Below are 22,313 nucleotides of genomic sequence, written 5' to 3'. Positions count from 1 at the left end.
TACTTGCTTACGAGAAGCCACCCGAGAGGACCCCCGACGTGAAGACCACACCGCTCCACACAACAGCCATCCGACGCACCATTCTTGCCCTGCTCGCAGGTATCGCGGCACTCCTCGCCACCGCCGGGGTCGCGGCGACCGCCCACGCCGATACCGGTGGGCGTTACCCGTCAGCGCCGATGCGCGGCGTCGACGGCGATGCGGGGCCGGTCAAGGGCAGCAACTTCAGCCCGTCGGATCGTCCGTACGTCATCTCCAACGACTTCGCAGGCATCGAGTACACGTTCGGCATTCCCGGCGACTGGTCGTGCGGCGCAGGATCGTCAGTTGTCTCGGCCAACGGCGAAGCAACGTGTTTCGAGGAGGACACCACGAAGACGACCGCGGCCGGAGGCTTGGTGGCCTACCAGAAGTGTGCGGAGTCCCGGTGCACCACAACCGACGTCAAGCGCGCCACCTCGCAGCTACGTGTCGATCGTGAAGCGTGGCGAGCTGTCGACGAAACCACCTGGTACGCAGAGCAATCCGGCACCCTCAATGGCGTCCGCAAGGTCCGCGTCGCAGTCGCCCACGTGTTCCGCACCGCAGACGGCGAGCACGGCGTCGCCTTCGCCCAGTTCGACGGTCCGCCGTCCAAGCGCGGCGAACTCCTCAAGATCATCAACAGCATTCGCGCCAACACTCCGCGATAGCACCGCCGACGCCCAGCCCCGGCCTCCCCTGAGGAGGTCGGGGCTTGGGCATTACATGCGCGCGTACCGCGCCATGACGAAGCAGTAGATGCCATACGCCGCAAGGCCTATCGCCGCCAGCACGAGGAAGAACTGCCCGGCAGGCCATCCCGCAACGGTTTTCACCGCACCATCGACGCCGGTGGCTTTCGACGGGTCGGCCGTGATCGCCGCAACGATCACCAGAACTCCCGCTCCGACAAGGACAAGGCCTTTCGCCGTATAACCCACGATGCCAGTGGCATTCACGACAGGATTGCTGTCGATGGTCAGATCGTCGAAGAACGACCTCGTGACGCCCTTGTAGATGTGGTACGCCCCAACAGCAATGATGACGATGCCTGCTACGACGAGCACGAACTTCCCGAAGCCCGAGCCCATCAATTTCGCGCTCATGCCGGCGTTCTGCTGGCCACTCGACTGCCCGTGCCCCATCGCGAATTGTGCTGCCGTCCAGGCGAATGCGAAATAGACGACAGCGAGCGCACCCGCCTTGGCCCGATCGAGCCAACCGTCACCGTCGTCGGCCTTCGGATTGGCCGGGTGCGGACCGATGATGACTTCGGCGATACGCCACAGAGCCATCGCCACGAAGGCGATCACCGCGAGCCACAAGGCAATTCGACCGCCGGTTGACGACGCAAAGATTCCGAGCGCCCCCGATTGGTCTGCATTGCCCGCATCGCCGAACGCCAGCCTCAGCACGATGTACGCGATCAGCAGGTGCAGCAAACCGCTCACCACATGCCCGCCGCGCGCAAGCGCCTCAAACCAACCTGAATCCGTCGCTTCTTGGACGGCCTGCTTACCCGTATGTGTAGGGATGGTGATCGCCGCCCGTCAGTAGTTCAGTCGATACGCGAGTCAGCCGACCCGCATCCACGAGGAATCCTAACGTGTCGACCGAGGCGGTTTGCACCGCACGGCAAAACCGGCAAAACACCCGGCTGGACCGGATGGAGTCATCACGCTGAGAGATGCTCATGCACGACGAGCGGATGCGGTGAGGTCGCGAGGTCGAAGACCACCGTCTCGCGCTCGCTCAGCTCGGTTCCGTCGCCAAGCGTCGTCGACACCCGGTGGGTCACGATGGCGGTGTCACCCACGATCAACACATCGCGCTCGGTGCTGACACACTTGTCGACGCGCCATCCTTCCGAACGCCAACCACGCCAGAGAGTTCCGTACTGTTCGACGCCGAGCGCAACCTCCGGAGTGTCTGGAAACACGAATCGTGCTGTCGGGGCACAGCATCCGAAGTAGGTGGACTCCTCGTTGGAGGCAAACGCGGCGACGAGGCGATCGAGCGCCGCCAAGGCGCGGGTGGACGTGTTGTCAGTGGGCGACATTCGAGCTCCTGTTGGTGAACGGTCGATGATGAAACTGGCGCACGTTCACGGAATGAGAACTGTGCGAAGGCCGGTGGCGGCACGCAGATCTTCGAGTGCCGTGTTGACCTCACCGAGTGGTCGCGTGCGGCCGATGAGGGCGTCGAGCGGGAGTCGACCCGACAGGTAGAGCCGCGCAATTCGGGGGAAGTCCACCGCGGGCACGCTCGAACCGTAGTTGCAGCCCAAGATGCTCTTGCCTTGGTCGGCGAGGTCGAAGGGATCGATCGACGCGCGAGCGCCGATTGCTGTCATACCCGCCAAGACCGCCACCCCTCCCGCCCGCAGCATGGGCGGACACTGCTCGATGGTCGACGTCCGGCCGATCGCCTCGAAGACGTAGTCGGCACCACCTTCGGTCATTTCCTGCACCGTCGCAACGAGATTCGGATCGGATCCGTCGAGCGTCGCGGTGGCTCCCAGATTCTCAGCCTGCGCGCGGCGTCGGGGATCGAGGTCGATGGCAATGATCGGATCGGCCCCGGCAAGCTGCAGTCCGAGGATGATCGACTGACCGATACCACCACAGCCGAACACCACCGCGGACGCTCCGTACGGAACCTTTGCCGTCGACGTCACCGCTCCGATACCCGTGGTGACAGAACAGCCGATCAAGGCGCCTATCTCGAAGGGGAGCTCGTCGGGAACGACCACCGCCGCGGCAGCCGGGACGACGACGCGCTCGGCGAACGCGCCGAGTCCGAGGAACGGCCACACCGGTTCGTCGTCGAGTGTCGTTGTCGCCGTTGACCCGTCAGGTAGCCGGTTTGCCACCGCATTGGTGTTTGTGCACAACCACGCCTTGCCGGACAGACAGTTTCGGCACCGACGGCATGCCACGAACCAGGAAAGTACGACATGGTCGCCGACCTGCACGTCGTCGACACCATCTCCCACTTCCGTCACGATTCCGGATGCCTCATGACCGCCGACGAGGGGTTCGTCCACGGGCCAGTCGCCCGCCACGAGATGCAGATCGGAATGGCACACTCCGACGGCCTTGATATCAACCGCGACCTCGCCTCGGGCAACGCCACGCAGCGCCAATGGTTCGACGGTGAGCGGCTCACCGGCTCCGCGCAACACTGCGGCATGTGTGTGCATATCCGTACCTTCGATCGTCGTGTTGTTCACCAGTTCTGCGGTCATCGATTGGCCGCCAGAACCGAAAGCAGTTCGTAGGCAACGTGTGCGGCAGCGATGCCGGTGATCTCGGCGTGGTCGTACGAGGGTGACACCTCGACGATGTCGGCACCGACCACCTGTAGGCCTGCTAGTGCGCGCAACGTGTGGAGCAGTTCTCGCGACGTCAGTCCGCCGGCTTCCGGTGTTCCCGTCCCCGGCGCGTGCGCAGGGTCGAGGACATCGATGTCGACGGAGACATACACTGGCCCGCCCGCCAGCCGACGACGCATTCGTTCGATGATGCTCCGGGTTCCGTCGACCTCGTAGTCGTCGGTGCGGATGATCGAAAAGCCAAGCCGTGAGTCATCTTCGAGATCGTGACGACTGTAGAGCGGTCCGCGGATTCCGATGTGCAGAGACCGCTCGAGGTCGATCAGCCCTTCTTCGGATGCGCGACGGAACGGAGTGCCGTGAGTGTAGGGCGCACCGAAGTAGGTGTCCCAGGTGTCGAGGTGGGCGTCGAAGTGCAGCACGGCGATCGGCTGTCCATGCAACTTCCGCATTGCGCGGAGCATGGGCAGCGCGATGGTGTGATCCCCACCGAGGATGAGTGGAGACGCTCCGTCCTCGCCCAGCGCGGTGACGGAGGTGTCGATCGTGCTGATCGCCTCTTCGATGTCGAACGGGTTGACTGCGAGGTCTCCCCTGTCGACCACCTGCTGCGTCGCGAACGGCGATACGTCCATCGCGGGATTGTAGGGTCGCAACAACTTTGACGACGCTCGGATGTGAGCGGGTCCGAAGCGTGCCCCCGGCCGATAGCTCACGCCGGTGTCGAAGGGGATGCCCAGGATGTTGACGTCAGCGGCGTCGACCTGATCGAACCGCGGAAGGCGGGCGAATGTGCCCGGCTCGGTGTACCGCGGCACCCGCGCGGCGTCGACCTGTCCGACGACTCCGCCGTCAGTGGTGATGAAACCCGCTGTCGCGGAGTAACTCTGATCCATCAGTGTTGTTCTTTCTCTTCGACGGCGAGTTCGGCGCGAATCTCGCCGGTGTCGCGGGGATCTGTGACCTCCGGGTGCGCTGCCATCAGGCTGAGCTCCTTACTTCGATCCTGGCCACGAGAGAACAGCACGTACGCCAGGCCGGAGACCGCGAGCCCGACGACGAACGCGATGTCGACCCCGCCCAGAGCCGTGGCGACCGGTCCGACGAAGAAGGGCAGATCCATGAACGGGATCTCCGCGGCGATGCCGATGAGGAAAGCGAGGATGCCGCGCCACGGCCACGTCCCGTACACGCCGTGCGGTGTGAAGAGATCGGCGATCACGTAGTGGCCGCGCCGGATGAAGAAGTAGTCGGTGAGGTTGACCGCCGTCCACGGAACCAGCAGGTACAGCATGATCAGAAGCGCGGTGTTCAACGATTCAGTGGCGTCGGTGAGCGCGAGACCCAGCACGAGCCAGATCACCGTCAGTCCGACGATCGTCACCACGCGCAGCCGTCGCGTCGGGGTGATCGGGCGGATGGAGTCGATGGCCGTGACAACGGTCAGCATTCCGCTGTAGGCGTTGAGTCCCATCGTGGCGACAAGCACTGCAGCTGCGACAAGCGCGAGTACTCCACCAAGTCCATTGACAACCTGGTTGCCGCCCGCGTAGATACCCGAAAGTGCATCGGTAGCACCCAAATAGGTTGCAAGATACGCGCCGAGCGGGATCAACCAAGCCGGCGATGCCGAGGCACCGATGAACACCGACGCAATGATCGACGATGGCTTGGTGTCGCGCGGGAGGTACCGACTGTAGTCGGAAACGTAAGGCGCATAAGTGATGTTGTACGACGCCGCGACCGAGAACTGCACGAGGAAAGCCACGAGGGTGAAGCCGCCCGCCCCGGACGGACCGATCGAGCCATGCACACCGCCTGCGAAGATACCGATGGTCAGGATGGTCCACAGCGGCAGCGATACCCAGAACAGAATGCGAAATGACTTGTGCAGCAGGTCATGTCCGAAGATGGCCACGGCCGCCGCGACGAGCGAGATCACCACGGCGACGAGCACGGAGTTCCATCCGAAGATCGACTCGAGTCCAGCCTTGATGATCACGGTGTCGACGACATTGAACCCGACGAACGTGAACAACGTGCCGATCAGAGGCAGCAGCACGCCGCGGTACCCGAACTGCGCGCGTGACTGAATCATCTGTGGCAGTCCGAGAACCGGGCCCTGCGTCGCGTGGAACGCCATGAACAGTGTGCCGAAGGCGATGCCGGAAAGTCCCGCGACGATCGTCCACCACAGTGACAAACCCATTGCGGGACCGACGAATCCCAGCGCCAGTGTGAAGGGCTGGAAGTTCCCGACGAACCAGAAGGGCCCCTGCTGGGAGACCTTTCCATGGCGCTCGCTGTCTGGGACGTAGTCGATCGAGCGCGTTTCTATGGCGGTAGCGCGACCGGCGGAGTCGCTCGCCGCGGTCGGGTTTGAAGATGCCGTCATCTCGGATGTCCTTGCTGTGGGTGTGACCTGGGTTACGCACCGTTGCGGTTTGTCCAGACTGCGCCACCGATGACCTGCATGAACATCGTCAAAGTGTCCAAAGCGTCTATTACCATTGGATGATATGTACAACAGCGGTCTGGACGACCGCTGCCGACAGGAGCGCCATGATCACCGTTGCCGACGCCGTGGCAGCCCCTGAGCTGGGCTTACGCGTCGTGAGCGGGCACGACCGACTCGACGTACCGATCACCTCGGCGCACGTTTCCGAGCTGGTGACGCCGCACGAGTGGTTGCGTGGTGGTGAGCTGCTGATGACCGTCGGACTGCTGCTGGAGATGGACGAACCCAGCTGTATCGCATATTTGGAGAACTGCCAGGCGGGAGGCGTCGCCGCCGTCGCACTCGGCCTCGGGGCTCAGCTGCCGTACCAGGATTGTCCCCCGCCGTTACGCAGCGCCGCGGATCTCGTCGGGGTTCCCCTCCTGGAGGTACCTGGGAACGTGCCATTCATCGCTGTCACCAAGTGGGTGTTCGCGACCATGGCCGAACAGGAACGTCGAGACCTCGAGGCCGCGATGAGCGCGAATCGTCGACTCACACAGGTCGCCACGGCGTCGACTCCACTGGCTGCACTGCTCGACGTGTGGGCCGATATCAGCGAGGCCGACTGTGTGGTGACCGACGGCGTCGGTCGCGTGCTGGCACGCACTCCCGGTACCTCGGAGGAGGTCACGCGCGAGGCGACAGACATCCTGCACACAGCAATCGAGAAATCGTCCGGCTCGTTGACGGGGTGGTCGCTGCACGGACGGTTCGAGATACACACTGTCGGAGACCACGTTCCGTTGGCCTACGTGATACTCGGCGCACAGTTGAATCCCGTTGCGCGGCACTCGTCGACGGTGCTCGTCTCGCTGCTCGCACTGGAAGTGGAACGTCGGCACGTCGCGACGCAACCCGAACGACAGCGTCGTGCATCGGTTTTCGGACAACTCATGCGCTCGGCCATCAAGCCCGCACATGCGCAGCAACTCGCCGAGAGTGTGGGTTGGAAGTCGACATTCGTACAGGTAGCCGTGATCAAACCCGACCCGGCCAACACCGACGCGTTGGTGTATCGACTACGAACATCGTTGTCGCCCGGCCTGGTTCGTGTGCACGGCGGAATGGTCGAGATCGCCCACCCGGAGTCTGATCAGCTGATCGGCACGATCAGTGCGCTCGCACCGGGGCTCGCAGTCGGGGTCGGCACCGCAGTGCGGGTCGATGCTCTGGCAGTATCCGCGACGCAGGCCCGCTCACTGGTACTCGTCAGCGAACAGGTCGGCCGAGTCGTCAGCGCCGCGGAGGGCGACACGGTGCAGCTCCTGCTCGGTCTGGCCGCGCCGCGCGTTCTGCGCGGTTTCGCCGACTCCGTACTCGCACCGCTCGACCAACTCGACGGACACGAGCGCATCGACCTGCTGCGCACGCTCGAAGAATGGCTGCGCGTCAACGGCGCCTGGGACCCTGCCGCCGCGCGGCTTTCGTTGCACCGCAATACCGTTCGCAATCGCATCGCCCGGATCTCCACGCTCACCGGACGTCACATGGACAACGGCGACGACCGCATGGAGCTCTGGCTAGCCCTCAAGGCTCGGGCCGCCGCACCGCGCGGGTGACCCGGACCGTCATAGCTCCGACAGCGAACCGACCGTCGAACCCAACTGATCACGAAGAGCGTCGACGACGAGTCCAATCTCGTCCCCGCTGCGCGCGACTCCGAAGAGGTAGTGGTCGGGTCGGACGAGCGCTGCGACGTGACCGGTCTCCGTCATGTGCGGTAGGTAGATCCCGTCCAGATCGACTGCGTCGTCATCGGATTCGACGTCGGCTTCCGTCGCGACGAACCGCACGAACTTCGCGCCGAGCCTGTCGAGAAGCGCGCGCTGGTCGTCGGTGAGGAGTTCACGCGCATTGATCGTCGACGCGAGGACGAAACCGGTTCCGACGACGTCGTCGAGCAGTCCGGTGGTGCCGCGGTAGATCAGGCGGCCCTGCGGTGAGAGGTTGCCTGCTCCAGGTCCAGGGGTCCCGTCCGGAAGGCGGTACAGCAGGCCGTCGGTCAGCGTCGCCGGTGGTAGCGGCGGCAGGATCTTGTCGGGGTCGCCGCCCTGGCTCAGCATGAAGGTGTCGCGTTCGGCAACCGCGGCCGGGTCGGTGACGCAGATGACCTTGCCCAACTCGATGGAGAGGTCGATCGCGTGGCGGACGTGTCGCGAACGCTCGGCGCCGTAGGTGTCGAGCAGCGCGTCGTCGGCGAGTCCGCGCAGGACGAGGTCGAGTTTGAAGCTGAGGTTTGCGGCGTCGCGGATGCCAGAGCACATGCCCTGCCCTGCGAAGGGAGGCATCTGATGGGCCGCATCGCCGGCGAGAAGCATTCGCCCGGAGCGCCATTCGTCTGCCCAGCGCGCCTGGAAGGTGTAGACGGCGTGTCGCTCGAGGGTGGAGTTGCCGGGGTTCAGACCCCACGGCGTGAGCAACTCCCACGCCGTTTCCTCGGTGCTGAGATCGTCGATAGTCTCACCCGGCATGCGCATGAACTCCCAACGACGACGACCGGGACCGCCCGATACCGCGGTTGTCGGTCGCGCTGGATCGCAGATCTGGAGATTGATCGGATTCCACTCGCGCTCGTCGTGGGGTAGGACGTCGACGATCAGCCAGTCGAAGAAGAAGCCGAGATCGGTCATCTGCGTCGGCATGTGCGCGCGCACAAAGCTGTTCGCGCCATCACAGCCGATCACGTACGAGGCAGTGAACTTGGCCAGTTTGAGGGTCGGTCCGTGAGCGGTGACGACGACCGAGTCGTCGGATTGCGTCAGCTCGACGGCCTCGTGCCCGCGTCGAATGGTGATGTTCTCCGACGCCTCTGCCGCTGCGACGAGTTCGGCCTCGAGCGACGGCTGGTTGAACATCGAGGCGCGTGGCCATCCCGACTCACCCGTGCCGCTCCAGTCGAAGCACAGCAGGGTGTTGCGGTCGGCGTTCTGCCACTCGTACGTATCGGCCGCCTCGGAGAACTCCCCGAGGCGGTCTCGGAGTCCTGCGCGTGCAAGCAGGCGCGCGATCTCGTCGTCGTAGTGGACAGCACGCGGCTGTGCGTACGGGGCGGGCCAACGCTCCAGAACGGTTACCTGCCAACCATATTGGGCAAGATATAGCGCCGTGGTGAGTCCCACCGGACCTGCTCCGACGATGAGAACGTCGCTTGTTCGTCCGACCTGGTTCCGCTCTGAACTGTTGTCTGACATGTCATTTCCTTGCTACTGAAACTGCCGTGGTCATGTGGGCTTGCTGAGGTGGCCTTGGATCACCAGGCGTGTTGATCGCCGACTCGCTGATACCAGGCCAGAAGGTCGGGGTTGTCGACGGACTTGGCGTCGATGCTGACCTGCCGTCCGGCGAGCATCGCGGTCACCGGAACCTCGAGCTTCTTTCCTGTGCGGGTGTGTGGGATGCCGGGAGCTTCGATCACCTCGTCGGGAACATGCCGTGGCGACAACCGAACTCGCACCGAGTCGCGGATGGTTCTCACCAACTCGTCGGTCAGGCTTACACCCGGGATCAGTGTGAGGAACATGGGCATCCAGTACGTCGCGTTCGGGCCGTCGACGCCGACGACCACCGCCTCGGCGACGTCGGGGATGGCTTCGACCACCTCGTAGATGTCGGCCGACCCCATACGAATACCGTTGCGGTTCAACGTCGCGTCGCTGCGTCCGTGGATGATGACCGAGCCTCGGTCAGTGACCTCGAGCCAGTCTCCGTGCCGCCACGCGTTTGGGGCGACGCCATCCGCCCACTCGTGGTCGAAGTAGGCGGCTCGATACTTTGCGTCGTCGGGGTCGTTCCAGAAGGAGATCGGCATCGACGGCATGGGCTCGGTGATGACCATCTCGCCGACCTCGCCGATCAGGGGCGTGCGGTCGGGCGCCCACGATTCGAGAGCGCACCCGAGGTAGCGCACCGTCAACTCGCCGGGTACGTACGGGACCGACGGCGTGCCACCACAGAACGCGCTACACACGTCGGTGCCACCCGAGGTCGAGCTCACCGGGAGCCCAGCGGCCACGTGCTCGTCGACCCAGGTGAACAGGTCGGGGGCCAGCGGCGATCCGGTGCTGCCGATCGCGCGGAGCGACAAGTCGTGATCGCGGCCAGGCTCGAGTCCGGCCTTGCGTGACGCCTGAAGCTGTCCGGGACTGGTGCCGAAGAACGTGACCTCGTTGTCGTCGCAGATCTGCCAGAGCCTATCGGCGTCGGGCGCCAACGGGTGTCCGGAGAACGTGACGATCGTGGCTCCCATCAGAAGGCCTGCGACCTGGAAGTTCCACATCATCCACGAGAGCGCGGTGTGCCAGAAGAACACGTCGCCCGGACCTATCTCGTTGTGCAGTCCCAGTACCTTGACGTGTTCGACGACGATGCCGCCGTGTCCGTGCACGATCCCCTTGGGCTTTCCCGTTGTGCCCGAACTGAACAGCACCCACAGTGGGTGACCGAACGGCACCTGTACCGGTGCCAGCGCGGGAGTGTCATTGGTGGGTTCGGGTAGCTCCGTGATCACGTGGCTAGACGGAATATCAAGCAGCCCAGCCAGTTCGGCAGTGTCGGCGCGCTTATCCACCTGCTTGTCACCGAAGTGGTATCCGTCGCTCGCGAACAGAACCTTGGGTTTCAACTGCGCCAGACGACTCGCGGCGCCCTCGGGTGCGTAGTCCTGACCGCAGCCCGACCAGATCGCTCCCAGGGATGCAGTTGCCAGAAACGCGATCACCGCGAACGGTTCGTCGGGAAGGTAGGCGGCAACGGTATCGCCGATGCCAACACCTCTCTCCCGCAGCAGTTCTGCCGTCGCGGAGACCCGCGCCGGAAGCTCCGACCAGGGGATCGATACCCGCTTGCCGTCGTCGGACACTCCGACGATGGCGTCTCCGGGCAACGACGACCACCGCATCACCCGATCGACGTAGTTCAGGTGCACCTCCGGAAACCATTGCGCACCAGGCATTGTGCGTGACGCCAGCACGGGGCCGGTGCGCTCACCGAGGTCGAAGAAGTCCCACACCGCACCCCAGAAACGGTCTGGCTCGTCGACGGAGAATTGGTGCAGGGCGTCGTAGTCGCCGGGAGCGACACCAACGGTCTTGGCGAACCGGTCGATGGTGAACATGTGCGGATTTCCTTCTCGGATCGGTCTTCTCGGCCGGCGCTTCTTCTTTCGGCTTGGCGCCGTGAACTCGTTGGTAGAGCGCCTATTCGGAGCTGTGGGAGCCGGTCATCAGGGCGGCGAGGTCTTCTGGCATGAGGAACGACGGCGGTGGCGGCGGACCCCAGTTGAACAGGCTCCTTGCGCCCTCCCACACGCCTGGCTTCCAGAGCGCGTCGTCGACGATGCAGTCGATGTCGGAGTAGTACTCGGAGAAGTTCCCGGCCGGGTCTTTCAGATACCAGAAGAAGTTCGACCCGATGTGGTGGCGGCCGAGTCCCCAGACGTGGCGTTCCGGATTGCCTTCGAGCATTGCCATTGCGCCACGGCCGATTTCGTCGATGTCGTCGACCTGCCACGAGGTGTGGTGCAAGAAGTTCAGCGGCGCCTGCTGTACGAGAACGTTGTGGTGGTCTGTCGAGCACCGCATGAATGCGGCCATCGACGGCACGGTGTCGCTGATCTTGAAGCCGAGGCCGTCGGTGAAGAATTTCTGGGTGGCGGCCTGATCTGTGGAGCCGATCACGACGTGTCCGAGCTTGTGCGGGACCACCTGACCCTGACGCTCGATTCCCGGTGCGCGACTGTCGGGTCGGTCGACGCGGCCGGGACCGTTGTAGGGCGTCGGGTCGACGATCTTCTGCTCGATGCGCGGCGCGATGGACACGACGGCCTTGAAGCCTGCGATGGGTTCGGTCGCGGTGAGCGAGTCGTCGGACCGCTCGGTGTCCAGACTCAGCGCGTCGAGTTGCCGTTGAACGCGGTCGAGGTCGTCGGGATCGTCGACGCCGACGCCGATTTCGACGAGTCGACGCTGCGTCGAGTGTGTGAGACGGAACTGTTCGCCGCCGTCCGAGGTGGCAAAGGCGTTGTCGCCCAACGGGGTGAGGCCGAACTCGGTGTAGTACGCCGCGGCGGCGTCGACGTCGGGGACGCCGATCGTAATGGTGGTCAGTCTGTGCAGAGGCATGTGCTTTCCTTTCTCCGCCGGCTACGCGAACGCCGTCGTGTGGCGCTTGCCGGGGACGCATTTCTGGCGCAGCTCCCCGATTCCCTCTATGCGCGTGACGATTTCCTCGCCCACGCGAAGGAACCGCTTCGGGCTGCGTCCACCACCGACGCCGCTGGGCGTTCCGGTGAAGATCAGGTCGCCGGGCAAGAGGGGCAGAACAGCCGAGAGTCGTTCGATCAGAACGGGAATCGAGAAGATCAGTTCACTCGTCCGTCCGTGCTGCATCGTCTCTCCGTCGACGGTGCAACTGATCTCGAGGTCGGCGGGATCGGCGAACTCGTCGAGTGTGACCACCGCCGGGCCGATCGGCGAGAAACCGGGGAACGACTTGCCGAGGCTGAACTGGGGTGCCGGAGGGACCAATTGGCGGGTCCGCTCGGAGAAGTCCTGCCCGACGGTGAGTCCGGCGACGTGGTCCCACGCGTTCTCTGCCGATACATCGCGTGCGGCGCGACCGATGACGACGACCAGTTCGGCTTCCCAGTCGACGGTGTCGGTGGGCAACTCCAGGTCGCCGACCGGGCCGGCCAGCGAGGTGCGGAACTTGGTGAAGACGGGCGGTTCGGCGGGGAAGTCCAGTCCGGATTCGACGGCGTGGTCTCGATAGTTGAGGCCGATCGCGAAGATCTGCGCGGGCTCGGGCACCGGCGCACCCAGGTCGGCGTCGTCGTATGACGTGCCTGCCGGCAGGTCGGCGCTCCGTGCCCACGCGACGAACTCGTCCCACTTCGCGTAGACGGCCGTCGGGTCGGCGCCGAACTGTCCTGCGCTGGCCTTCTCGACGTCGACCGCACCCGTATCGGTGAGCAGCGCCAACCGCCCGCCGAGATTGCTGATTCTCATTCGCTTCGTCCTTGTCAGGTCTCGTGTACTGCAGCCCACGCCATTCTTGGTGTCGAACGTGAGATGGCTCACTAGCTTGATGCCAGTATGCAGGCATCTCCGTCGGCAAAGCAAATAAAAAAAGATATTCGGGCCGAACATCGGCTGAGCGCCGGTTTGTCGGATACCCTCGGTTCATGACCCTGAGCCCCGAGAAGGCGACGCTCGCCGCGACAGTCCACGACAGACTTCGCGACGAGTTGCTGCGCGGCGACCTGCCGCCGGGATCGAAGGTGCACATCAGCGAGACCGCCACGCGCTACGGCGTGAGTCCGAGCGTGCTGCGCGAGGCGTTGACTCGACTTGCCGAGCGGGGGCTCGTCGTCGCGATGCCGCAGCGCGGGTTCACCGTCGCCGACCTTTCTGTCGACGCACTACTCGATCTGACTCGTGCGCGCACCCTCATCGAGGCGATGGCGTTGCGGGAATCTATCGCCGACGGCGACCTGAACTGGGAAACCGACGTGCTGGGCGGGCATCACAGACTTCAGCGCACGCCGTTGACCGATGCGGACGGAATCATCAACCCACAGTGGTCAGTTGCCCATCGACAGTTCCATCACGCGTTGCTCGCCGGAGGAACCAGTACACGGCTCACCGCAATCGCCGACGGATTGCGGGACTGCTCGGATCTTTACATCCATTGGTCGAGGGCGCTCGCCCACGACGATCATCGCGACGCCGCCGCCGAGCACCAGCAGATCGCCGATCTGGCCCTCGCCCGCGACGCGGATGGCGCCGCCGCCGCGCTCGTCGCACATATCGAGCGCACCACCGAAGCGCTTGTGGGCTACGCGAACTCGGCGTCGAAGCTGGGCGAGGGGTCGGATCGGGAGTGAATAGCTCCAGCCATCAGGGGTGAGCTCGGCCTCCACACGCATCAGTCAGGCAGCGGCCCGAGGGTAGGGATGTCGCTCGTAGAACCGAAGGTGGGCGCGCGCCGCGGCGTCCCACGTCAATCCGCGTGCGAGACGCCGACCAGCGTCGACGTCGGGGTGATGTCCGTTGAGCGCGGCGCCAAGGTGCATGGCCAATGACGTCGGATCGGTCGCATAGGTGACGACATCTCCGAAAACCTCACGCAGGATGGGTAGTTCGCGCACGGTGACCGGTCGGCCAGCCGCCAAGGCCTCCATCGCTGCGAGGCCAAAGCCCTCCTTCACGGACGGGAATGCGAAAGCGTCACATGCCGCGACGAGTGAGGGGAGCACGTGCTCGTCGACGGCCCCGAGGACGATCGGTGTCACGCCGATCTCGGCTTGGCGGCGGTCGAACTCGGCACGATAGCCGCGATAGTCGAAAAGCGTTTCGCCACCGGCGAATACCAGCGATAGGTCGGGGTGGTCGTGACGGAGCAGCGCGTAGGCCTCGAGAAGATCGATACTCCCCTTGCGCGGTTCGATGCCCCCGACCGCCAGGATGTAGCGACCCAATTTCGCTTGCCACTGCTCTCGTGCGACAACGGCCGAACGGCTGTGCTCGGCGGCCGCTGCGAAACGTTCGTAATCGACACCGTTGGGAATGACGGTTGGAGTGAAACCCCATCCGTCGTTGACCTCCTTGGCGACGGCCTGCGACACGCAGATGCGGGCGTAGGGGTTGACCACAGCCTTCTCGTGGCATTCGACGAGCACCGGCGTGGTGAATTGGTCGAGGTGGTGAATCGTGCGGATGCATGTTCCGACCGCGTTCGCGCTGATGCAGTCCTGAGCATGCACGATGTCATAGTCGCTGGGGTCGAACGCATTTCGGATCGCATCGATTGATCGCAGAATGCGATCGGTGACCGTCTCGTCGGGAATGTCGTCGAACGGGACCAGGTGTTGGGTGACTGCGGCGTCGACGCTGCGGAAGAACCCCGAGTCGCCCCCTCGCGCAAGACTCCACACGTCGACTTCGACACCTTGCTTGACCAGAGATTCCGCGAGGTTGAGGGTGTGCACGACTCCCCCGCGCGGTTTGGTCGAGTAGGTCAACAGTGCGATGCGCATTCAGTGAGACTCCGCACTCGACGCGGAATAGATGTCCGGCCGGAGTTCGGACAGATGGTTGAGGACTCTGCGGGCACGAGCGATGTCGGCCTCCACGTCGACCTCGACCTTGGCCAGTCCACCCTTGGATCGCGTGGTCGCCAATATGTCGCCACCGGGTCCGACGACCTTGGCCTGTCCGAGGAATTGCAGCGATCCGGTCACCCCGGTGAGGTTGGAGGACACCATGAATACCTGGTTCTCCGCGGCGCGAGCGCAGTCGTAGAGATCGAACAGCCGAGACTGCCGGTCAGCGGGCAGCCGAGCTGCGCGGTCGGTGACGCTGGCCGGCCACGCCGAGAGAGACGCGATGATCCCGGCGCCGTCGAGCGCGAGCTTTCGGGCCGACTCGGGGAATGTCTTGTCGTAGTCGATCAACATGCCGATGCGTCCGACCGGTGTGGAGAAAGTGGAGAACCTGTCACCAGCCGCATACGCCTTCGATTCACCGGCGGGCTGATGCACTTTGCGATGCCAGCCCAGCACGCCGTCACCGGTCAAGCACGCCGCCGCGTTGTAGTGGACGTCGCCATCGCGCTCGGTGTATCCGATACACACGGTCATGTCGCGGGCGGCCTCTGCGATGGCAGCCAGTTCCGGTCCGTCTGGGTCCAGTGCCGGCGGTAGGTCGTCGAGATCCGGGGATCGCAGATCGCCGATATAGCCGCCGAGTGCAGCGTCGGGAAAGACGAGCAGATCGACTCCGTCACGCGCGGCCGCCTCGATGATGCCGACTGCCTTGGACACACCTCGATCAACGTCGCGGCCGAAGTGGCCCGCGAGCGCGCCGATCGTGACGGTTCCCATGTCAGCGCACTTTACTCACGTCACACGAGGCGCGCCGGTGCACATTCGACAGCTTTCTCATGCTCGGCCCAGTCCCGTCACAGCAGAGGCGATCGCTTCGGTACGACGACCGTCGGGCCATTTCAGCCGGATTCCTGTCGTTTCGGTGAGGCGACCGCAGCCGGCCGCGACGGCAGGGCCGTGCGCCCGAGTGATCGGACTGCGGTCGGCCATCAGCATGGCGTAACCCGGGAAGCAGGTGAGCCAGGCACCCATTGCGGCGTCGGCCGGTCGCGGGATCGCGGCCACGTCGAGTTCGGCCCCGGTGCCCGACGCCTCGGCCAGCATTCCCAACGTTCCGACCAGTCCGGCCATGCTGACGTCCTTGGCGGCGGCGGGTCGCAGCTGCGCCACAGCGGATGCCATCTCACCGAGCTCATGTGCTGTTCGCGAGCTCGTCGAATCCCACTGTTGCCCGAAATAGCCTGGGCGCCAAGAGCCTCCGAGATCGGCGAGCAGCGACACGTGGTCGCCGACCCGTCCACCGCCAGCGGCGACCGGGGATTCTGTGCGACCCATCGCAGTCAGCGAGAGCGCCGCGGGTACACCGACCTGAGTGTGGCCGCCCAGAATCGGGGTTCGCCAGGCGTGTGCCGCTGCCGAGATGCCTCGCACGATCCGATTCAGATGCGCAACGGTTGGCGCGCCAACCGCGTCGAGCATGCCGACAGCATGAGCTCCCATGGCCGAAAGGTCGTTGATGTTGACCAGGACCGAGCACCACCCCGCCCATTCGGGGTCACGCTCGACCATCGACGGGACGATCGCGTCGCAGGCGGCAAGTAGGTCACTGTCCGGTACGGGGACGGCGTCGTCGCCACGGAATCCTGCGGGGCCGAGACCGCCTTCTTGCTCAACGAAGGGACGAAGTGATTGGGCGAGAACCGCTTTGGTGGAATCGACCTGGCCTTGGATTCGGCCGATCGGCCACGACTTGTGGCGGTGTGCCCGGCCGTTGATGGTGGGACCGGCACCGTGGTCCTCCCAACCCAGCGAGGCAAACAGCCGGCTGTAGCGGTCCTGGACGGTGGCATCGAAACGCAGAACGTCGCGGCTCTCGACCAAGGCACAGGCGGCCGTGATCAGTGCGGCACCGATGCCGGCCGCGTGTGCGCTGTCCGCGACAACCAGCCGACTCCCCGACCACCAGCCGATGTCGATCGAGGTACACGGCGACACCCGGACACCGCCCAGGACAGCGTTGTCTGCGGCGACCGCGATCAGGATCGTGGTGCGCGGATCGTCGTCGCAGTCATCGTGATCGGAGTGTGTGAACAGCCCCTGCCGCTCGACGAACTCGCAGTGGCGCAATCGTCGATAGTCACCGATCTCGGAGTTCGTCTCGGCGACCCGGATGAGAAAGGGCGGTGCTGAGACTCGGGGAGAGCCGGCAAGAATCGACAATTCTGTTGCGGCGGGGCGTACGGACTGGGTGGGCGTGGTGCGGCCGTCGAGCATCTCATGCCCCTACGCTCTGCAGAATGCTGCAGGCACCGCATGCCGCGCAGCCCGCTCGTTGGTCAGCCCCTGCCATCCCGATCAGTTGCAGGTGCGCAGCGACTTCTCGGCTGACCTGCTCGACGATGCGGGGCTCGGGGGCGGTTGCCCCGTCGATGTCGACGGCAAGTGTCCCCTGATGGGGGCGGAACGGGACGATGAAAGGGTAGATTCCGGCGTCGGCGAGTTCTTTTGCCCCCGAGATCATCTCGTCCACATCTTCGCCGAGCCCGACGAGCAGGTACGTCGAGACCTGGTTGCGTCCAAAGACGCGTACGGCCTCACGCCAGGCATCCCAGTACTCGCTGAGCGGCACGGTTGACTTGCCTGGCATCCAGCGCCGTCGGACGTCGTCGTCGAGTGACTCGACGTGGAGGCCGACGGCGTCGGCCCCGGCCGCGCGCAGATCACCGATGGTCGACAGATCGGCCGGCGGCTCGCATTGCACTTGAATTGGTAGCTCGGGGACCGCTGCTTTGACCGCTCGGACGCAGCGCGCCAGGTGGCGTGCGCCGCGATCCCGGCCGGCCGATGTTCCGGTGGTCATCACCATGTTCGTCACACCATCGAGGTCGACTGCTGCTCGCGCCACCCGGGCGAGGTCCTCTGGCTTCTTGACGGCGACGGTGTCGCCGGATCGCAGCGACTCCTCGATCGAGCAGAAGCGGCACCGCTGGTCTTCGCCGTAACGAATGCAGGTCTGCAGCACGGTGGTCGCCAAGACGTTACGTCCGTGCAGTTTGGCGATCTTGTCGTAGGCGACGCCGTCCTCGGTCTGCAGGTCGTAGAAGCGTGGTCGGCCGATGACTGCGACGTCGAGCCCGGAATCGACTCCGTCGTAGAGGATCTGATCGCCGTCGAAGACGAACGGGCTGTTGGGATTTCGGGGTATTGCCGCATGCAGTCCGTCGATGACGAGGTGACCATCGTCAGTCGGTCCGGCTCCGCCTGAGCGGTTCACCGGTGGGGTGCCCCGGATGCCGAGGAGCGCCAGGTCGACGCGGGTGGATGTAGTGGTGGATGCGGTCATCGTGGGTTCCGTTCGTGTCGAGGGGGTCAGGCCGACGCGCACAGGACGCAGCCGGCCAGCGCGCGTCGTCGAATCTTGCCCGCGTCGTTGCGGAGTGGCGATGTGGTGAGGATGACGCGCACAGGACGCCAGTCGGAGCCGAAGTGGTGTTGGACATGATCTGCGATGAGTGCTGCGGACACATCGTTGTCTGCGATGTCGACGCTGACCGAGAGATGTTGCCTTCCAGCCGAATCAAGATCGGCGAACGCAACAGCGCCGCGCACGAAAGGCAGTTGTTCGACGACTTGCTCGATATCTGCCGGGTATACCGCGGCGTCTCCACTACGAATGACGTCGGCTGCTCGGTCCAGCACGTAGAGATAGCCGTCGGCGTCGAGAAAGCCGATGTCGCCGAGGGTATCCCAACCATCTGCGCGGCGGCGCGACTGCGCCCCCAGGTAGCTGTAGGACGGTCCGTCTCCGCGGCGCATCCAGATCAATCCCGTTTCGCTGGTGTTCGCACGGGTGCCGTCGTCGCGTCGAATAGCGATCTCGGTGCCCCCGATCGGCCGACCGACAGTGCCGGGGTGCGCAAGCCACTCGCGACCTGTCGCCATTGTGACGCCGTTGGATTCGCTCCCCGCGTACACCTCGACAACGCGGTGCGCGCCCAGCCACTTGATCAGTGCGCGCTTGTCGGGCACAGGACACCGTCCGCCGATGTGCAGAATCGATGCCAACGAACTGGTGTCGTGTTCGGCACGTATCTCCTCCGGTAGGCGGACCAGCCGCCGGATCGACGGAGGCGAGAGGACTGTCCAGGTCACCGAATGTCTGTCGACCAGTTCGAGAAATCGGCGCTCGTCGAAGTCCGGTTCGATGATCAGGCGATGGCCAGCGGTCAAGCCCCGGAACGCGTAGGTGAAGGCGGTCGAATGCCACAGCGGAGATGTGACCAACTGTGTTGCCGCGCAGGGGAAGAACGTCGCCACTCGAGCACCGGGGTCAACCAGTGCGGGAGTCAAGGAACGAACGATCTTCGGGAGTCCTGTGCTCCCGGAGGATGCAGGCGCCTTCCACGAACTTGCCCAGACATCGGGAGGCGCGTCTGCAGGCAGCTCACGGGCATCGTTCTCGTCGACCGTGACTGTATGCGGAGATACGTTGTCGCCGATGGTAACTCGAGGCTGGGCGATCCGTTCGAGCATCTCCCGCTCGTCTGCGGGCATCGCCGGGTCGAGCGGCATCGGCGTGGCGCCCGCACGCCACACCGCGACGCAAGCAACCACGAAGGCGGCACCGTTGGGTAAGGCCACTTCAACGAGATCGTCGTGGGCGACGTGATGGCGCTGCAAGAGGTGAGCCAGCCGGTTGGCCCGCACGTCAATCTCACCGGCGGTCACAGGCCCGTGGGCGTCGATGACCATGACTTCGCCCGGCGAGGTACGGGCGCGATCAGCGAATACCGAGGAGATCGACTGCACAGTCATGTCGGTTACCTGTGGTCCCGGTTAGCCGACGGCGAGTCTGAGCCCGGGCAGACCGAGTGCGCCGGTGACGGATTCAGCGATGTGGCGTGCGTCGCGGTCGATCCCGAGGAACCGTCCCGAGCCCCAGGTATGCATCCACGGGAGGCCGATGAAGCTCAGTCCCGGTACCTGGGTGATGCCGCGGGTCTGCATCGGCCGGCCCGCACCGTCGAATGCGCTTGCCTCGATCCAGCGGTAGTCCGGTCGGTACCCGATCGCCCACACGATGCTGGTGATGCCCTCGGCAACCAGGTCGACCGCGGAGGGGTCGGTTTCGGGTTCCCAGACGGGCTCGTAGCGCGAGGCGGGAGGCGCGTCGATTCCGGCTTTCTCGATGTAGCGGTCGATGTCGGCGCAGATCGAGTTGTACACCGCGTCGGCCTGATCGAGTGATTCGCGCAGCGTCGGCGCGAACCGCAGGACCGTGTCCTTGCCGTCGGTCAAATGCCCGTAGAGCTTCATCCCTTCGACGGCGAACTGTCGCAGATCGACGTCTCGTCCGCCGTCGCGGCCGGTGACGTAGTGATTTGTCTTCTCCTGTGCCGCTTTACCTCCGGGGAACTGTTCGGTCGGTGTGTCATAGATGCCCATGTCCGCCAACCAGGTCATGCAGTCACGGCCGCGGTAAGTGCGCGCAACCCTCGGCGCGTTGCCGATGGCTAGATGCACCTGCCGACCTGCGAGGTGGAGGTCCTCGGCGATTTGTGCGCCGGATTGTCCGGACCCGACGACGAGAACGGCGCCGGCTGGCAGCTGATCAGGTGTGAAGTACTGCTCTGAGTGGATCTGCTTTACAGAAGCGTCCAACGACGGCGCGAACGACGGCACCACCGGCAGCGGGTAGCCGCCAGTCGCGACGACGACCTGGTCACACGTCAGCAGTTCGACAGATTCGTCGGTGGTGAGGGTGAGCTCGAAGCCTGTATCCCCGATGGTTCGCAGGCGAGTTACCGTGGTGTGTTCTCGCAGTGGGGCAGTGAAGGTTTCACGCCATCCGGCGAGCCATTCGACAACTTCGTCGCGGGTCATGAAGCCGTCGGGGTCCGGGCCGTCGTAGGCGTAGCCGGGAAGCCGGCAATGCCAGTTCGGAGTGACGAGGGTGAAGTTGTCCCACCGCTTGGACTGCCATGCATGGACGGCGGTCCGAGATTCGATCACGGTGTGCTCGATACCCGCGCGGCCGAGATACCAGCTGACCGATAGGCCTGCTTGTCCGCCGCCGATGATCGCCACCGGGATGTGGGTGGTGTGGGGTGTGGAATGAGCTCGTGCGCTCATGATGTCTCCAGAATGTGGTCAGGAAGTGGGTAGTGCCGGATGCATGTCGAGAACCTCGACGGTCGACTCGTCGTCGTATCGGCGGGCTGTGTTGTTGATGTCCTCAGCGGTTGCAGCGGCAGACGTACAAGCGAATCCATACTTGGCGCGGACGCGCTCAGCGGCTTCGCCGAGGGCGGCGTCGGTACGGGTTCGGAATTCAGCCACCGTGTAACTACTGCCGACATTGAGGTGGTCGTGCATGACGAGACTCGGCGAATAGCACTGCTGCACAGCGCCATCGGGCCACCTCACGGTGAACGTCATCTCAGGCATGAGCGAGGTCCCGCCATCCCGCGGTTCCGGTGGGGTCGACCTCGACGAGTTCACCGTAGACGTCCGGACGACGATCTCGCAGGTGGAACATCCCGCCTCGCATCGCTCTGAAGGTCCCGGCGATGTCGACGTCGGCTACGGCGAGTCCGCTTTCGAGCAGCGTGGTGTCGAGGATGTTGCCGCCGGGATCGACGATCTTGGCGTTGCCGACGTACCGCAACGAACCGAACGTTCCCGATTGGTTTGCGGCAACCCAGAACACCTGGTTATCGAGGGCACGGGCTGTATCGAAGAGATTGAACCGGTAAGTCCAGCGATCGTCCTGCAGATTCTCCGCGGTCGCGGTACGCGCCGCCGGCCACGCCGAAAGACTTGCGATGATCTCGGCACCGTTGAGTGCCATGATACGCGCGGCTTCGGGAAATGCTTTGTCATAACAGATTTGGAGTCCGACGCGCCCCACAGGAGTGTCGAAGACTCCGTACTCCGAACCCGACGAGTAGGACATGTTTTCGCCAAGCGGTTGGTGCACTTTGCGATAGTTTCCGTAGATCTGGTCGCCGTCGAGGACTGCGGCCGCGTTGTAGCGCGTCACGCCGTCCTCAGCGAGTTCGCAAAAGCCTATGGCGATCACCATGTCGCCGACAATCTCCTGCACGCGTGCGATTTCGGGACCGTCGAGGCGGATTGCCGGCGGCAACGATCGCTTGGTGTTCTTGACGGTGTCGCCGTGGTTACCGAGCGATGAGAGGTATCCCCCGATCGCAGCCTCGGGAAACACCAGGAACTCGACACCTCGTGCGCGGGCCTGCGCCACATAGTCGGCGATTGTCTGATAGTTCTGTTCAAGGTCGCGCGTGAAGTTCGCGGCGACTGTACCAATAGTGGTCATGTGAATGTCTCTCGGG

Annotated in this window: 20 protein-coding genes; 3 read left to right on the top strand and 17 right to left on the bottom strand. The window is 64.4% G+C overall.

Annotation, left to right across the window (positions count from 1 at the left end):
* Positions 1-38 precede the first annotated feature (38 nt).
* On the top strand, positions 39-692 hold the full coding sequence (locus ABW18_RS12735; RefSeq protein ID WP_049699316.1) for a hypothetical protein: 654 nt from the start codon (positions 39-41) through the stop codon (positions 690-692).
* A 51-nt stretch (positions 693-743) separates the two neighbouring features.
* Here the strand turns inward: ABW18_RS12735 and ABW18_RS12730 are convergent, their stop codons facing one another.
* The 5 genes from ABW18_RS12730 to ABW18_RS12710 all read right to left on the bottom strand — a co-directional run bounded on the left by ABW18_RS12730 (position 744) and on the right by ABW18_RS12710 (position 5,750).
* A complete protein-coding gene (locus tag ABW18_RS12730; RefSeq protein ID WP_049699315.1) occupies positions 744-1,475 on the bottom strand; it encodes a DUF1206 domain-containing protein in 732 nt (243 codons plus the stop codon).
* A gap of 221 nt (positions 1,476-1,696) precedes the next feature.
* Positions 1,697-2,080 carry a YybH family protein gene (locus tag ABW18_RS12725; RefSeq protein ID WP_049699314.1) on the bottom strand — a complete coding sequence of 128 codons (384 nt, stop codon included), beginning with the start codon at positions 2,078-2,080 and terminating at the stop codon, positions 1,697-1,699.
* 45 nt (positions 2,081-2,125) lie between these two features.
* Positions 2,126-3,268, bottom strand: coding sequence for an alcohol dehydrogenase catalytic domain-containing protein (locus ABW18_RS12720; RefSeq protein ID WP_200903258.1), 1,143 nt, complete (start codon positions 3,266-3,268; stop codon positions 2,126-2,128).
* Positions 3,265-4,251, bottom strand: coding sequence for an agmatinase (gene speB, locus ABW18_RS12715; protein WP_049699313.1), 987 nt, complete (start codon positions 4,249-4,251; stop codon positions 3,265-3,267). The genes ABW18_RS12720 and speB overlap by 4 nt, the downstream gene beginning before the upstream one ends.
* Positions 4,251-5,750, bottom strand: a complete 1,500-nt coding sequence (locus tag ABW18_RS12710) for a purine-cytosine permease family protein (protein WP_049699312.1) — start codon at positions 5,748-5,750, stop codon at positions 4,251-4,253. Before ABW18_RS12710 ends, speB begins: the two co-directional genes overlap by 1 nt.
* A gap of 167 nt (positions 5,751-5,917) precedes the next feature.
* On the opposite strand from ABW18_RS12710, the gene ABW18_RS12705 reads away from it, so the two are divergent.
* The gene (locus tag ABW18_RS12705; protein WP_049699311.1) at positions 5,918-7,414 is read left to right on the top strand and encodes a PucR family transcriptional regulator; all 1,497 of its coding nucleotides are present in this window, start codon (positions 5,918-5,920) and stop codon (positions 7,412-7,414) included.
* Positions 7,415-7,423: 9 nt separating this feature from the next.
* On the opposite strand, the gene mhpA is transcribed toward ABW18_RS12705, so the two are convergent.
* The 4 genes from mhpA to ABW18_RS12685 form a co-directional block, all read right to left on the bottom strand.
* Entirely contained in the window at positions 7,424-9,046 is a 1,623-nt protein-coding gene (mhpA, locus tag ABW18_RS12700; protein ID WP_049699310.1) for a bifunctional 3-(3-hydroxy-phenyl)propionate/3-hydroxycinnamic acid hydroxylase MhpA, read from the bottom strand.
* A 59-nt stretch (positions 9,047-9,105) separates the two neighbouring features.
* A complete protein-coding gene (locus tag ABW18_RS12695; protein ID WP_049699309.1) occupies positions 9,106-10,968 on the bottom strand; it encodes an acetoacetate--CoA ligase in 1,863 nt (620 codons plus the stop codon).
* Positions 10,969-11,050: 82 nt separating this feature from the next.
* Positions 11,051-11,974 (bottom strand): VOC family protein, encoded by a 924-nt coding sequence (locus ABW18_RS12690; RefSeq protein ID WP_049699308.1) that lies wholly within the window; start codon positions 11,972-11,974, stop codon positions 11,051-11,053.
* A 21-nt stretch (positions 11,975-11,995) separates the two neighbouring features.
* Entirely contained in the window at positions 11,996-12,859 is an 864-nt protein-coding gene (locus tag ABW18_RS12685; protein WP_049699474.1) for a fumarylacetoacetate hydrolase family protein, read from the bottom strand.
* 176 nt (positions 12,860-13,035) lie between these two features.
* Between ABW18_RS12685 and ABW18_RS12680 the strand changes: the two genes are divergently transcribed.
* A complete protein-coding gene (locus ABW18_RS12680) occupies positions 13,036-13,737 on the top strand; it encodes a GntR family transcriptional regulator (protein ID WP_049699307.1) in 702 nt (233 codons plus the stop codon).
* A 45-nt stretch (positions 13,738-13,782) separates the two neighbouring features.
* Here the strand turns inward: ABW18_RS12680 and ABW18_RS12675 are convergent, their stop codons facing one another.
* From ABW18_RS12675 to ABW18_RS12640, 8 genes are read right to left on the bottom strand one after another with little or no spacing between them, the layout of a single operon-like run.
* Positions 13,783-14,889 (bottom strand): MSMEG_0565 family glycosyltransferase, encoded by a 1,107-nt coding sequence (locus tag ABW18_RS12675; protein ID WP_049699306.1) that lies wholly within the window; start codon positions 14,887-14,889, stop codon positions 13,783-13,785.
* Entirely contained in the window at positions 14,890-15,735 is an 846-nt protein-coding gene (locus ABW18_RS12670; protein WP_049699305.1) for a carbon-nitrogen hydrolase family protein, read from the bottom strand.
* 57 nt (positions 15,736-15,792) lie between these two features.
* The gene (locus ABW18_RS12665) at positions 15,793-17,232 is read right to left on the bottom strand and encodes an MSMEG_0567/sll0787 family protein (protein WP_049699304.1); all 1,440 of its coding nucleotides are present in this window, start codon (positions 17,230-17,232) and stop codon (positions 15,793-15,795) included.
* A 1-nt stretch (position 17,233) separates the two neighbouring features.
* Positions 17,234-18,301 (bottom strand): MSMEG_0568 family radical SAM protein, encoded by a 1,068-nt coding sequence (locus tag ABW18_RS12660; protein ID WP_049699473.1) that lies wholly within the window; start codon positions 18,299-18,301, stop codon positions 17,234-17,236.
* Between the two features lie 26 nt (positions 18,302-18,327).
* Positions 18,328-19,773: an AMP-binding protein gene (locus tag ABW18_RS12655; protein ID WP_049699303.1), complete on the bottom strand. Its 1,446-nt coding sequence runs from the start codon at positions 19,771-19,773 to the stop codon at positions 18,328-18,330.
* A 21-nt stretch (positions 19,774-19,794) separates the two neighbouring features.
* The gene (locus ABW18_RS12650) at positions 19,795-21,090 is read right to left on the bottom strand and encodes an MSMEG_0569 family flavin-dependent oxidoreductase (protein ID WP_049699302.1); all 1,296 of its coding nucleotides are present in this window, start codon (positions 21,088-21,090) and stop codon (positions 19,795-19,797) included.
* Positions 21,091-21,108: 18 nt separating this feature from the next.
* Entirely contained in the window at positions 21,109-21,405 is a 297-nt protein-coding gene (locus ABW18_RS12645; RefSeq protein ID WP_049699301.1) for an MSMEG_0570 family nitrogen starvation response protein, read from the bottom strand.
* Positions 21,398-22,297 (bottom strand): carbon-nitrogen hydrolase family protein, encoded by a 900-nt coding sequence (locus ABW18_RS12640; protein WP_049699300.1) that lies wholly within the window; start codon positions 22,295-22,297, stop codon positions 21,398-21,400. Before ABW18_RS12640 ends, ABW18_RS12645 begins: the two co-directional genes overlap by 8 nt.
* Positions 22,298-22,313: the final 16 nt, after the last annotated feature.

The organism is Gordonia jacobaea, from assembly GCF_001186365.1.
Taxonomy (GTDB): Bacteria; Actinomycetota; Actinomycetes; order Mycobacteriales; family Mycobacteriaceae; genus Gordonia; species Gordonia jacobaea.
Note: the sequence above shows the minus strand (reverse complement) of the source record. Positions and strands in the feature narration are given on the sequence as shown.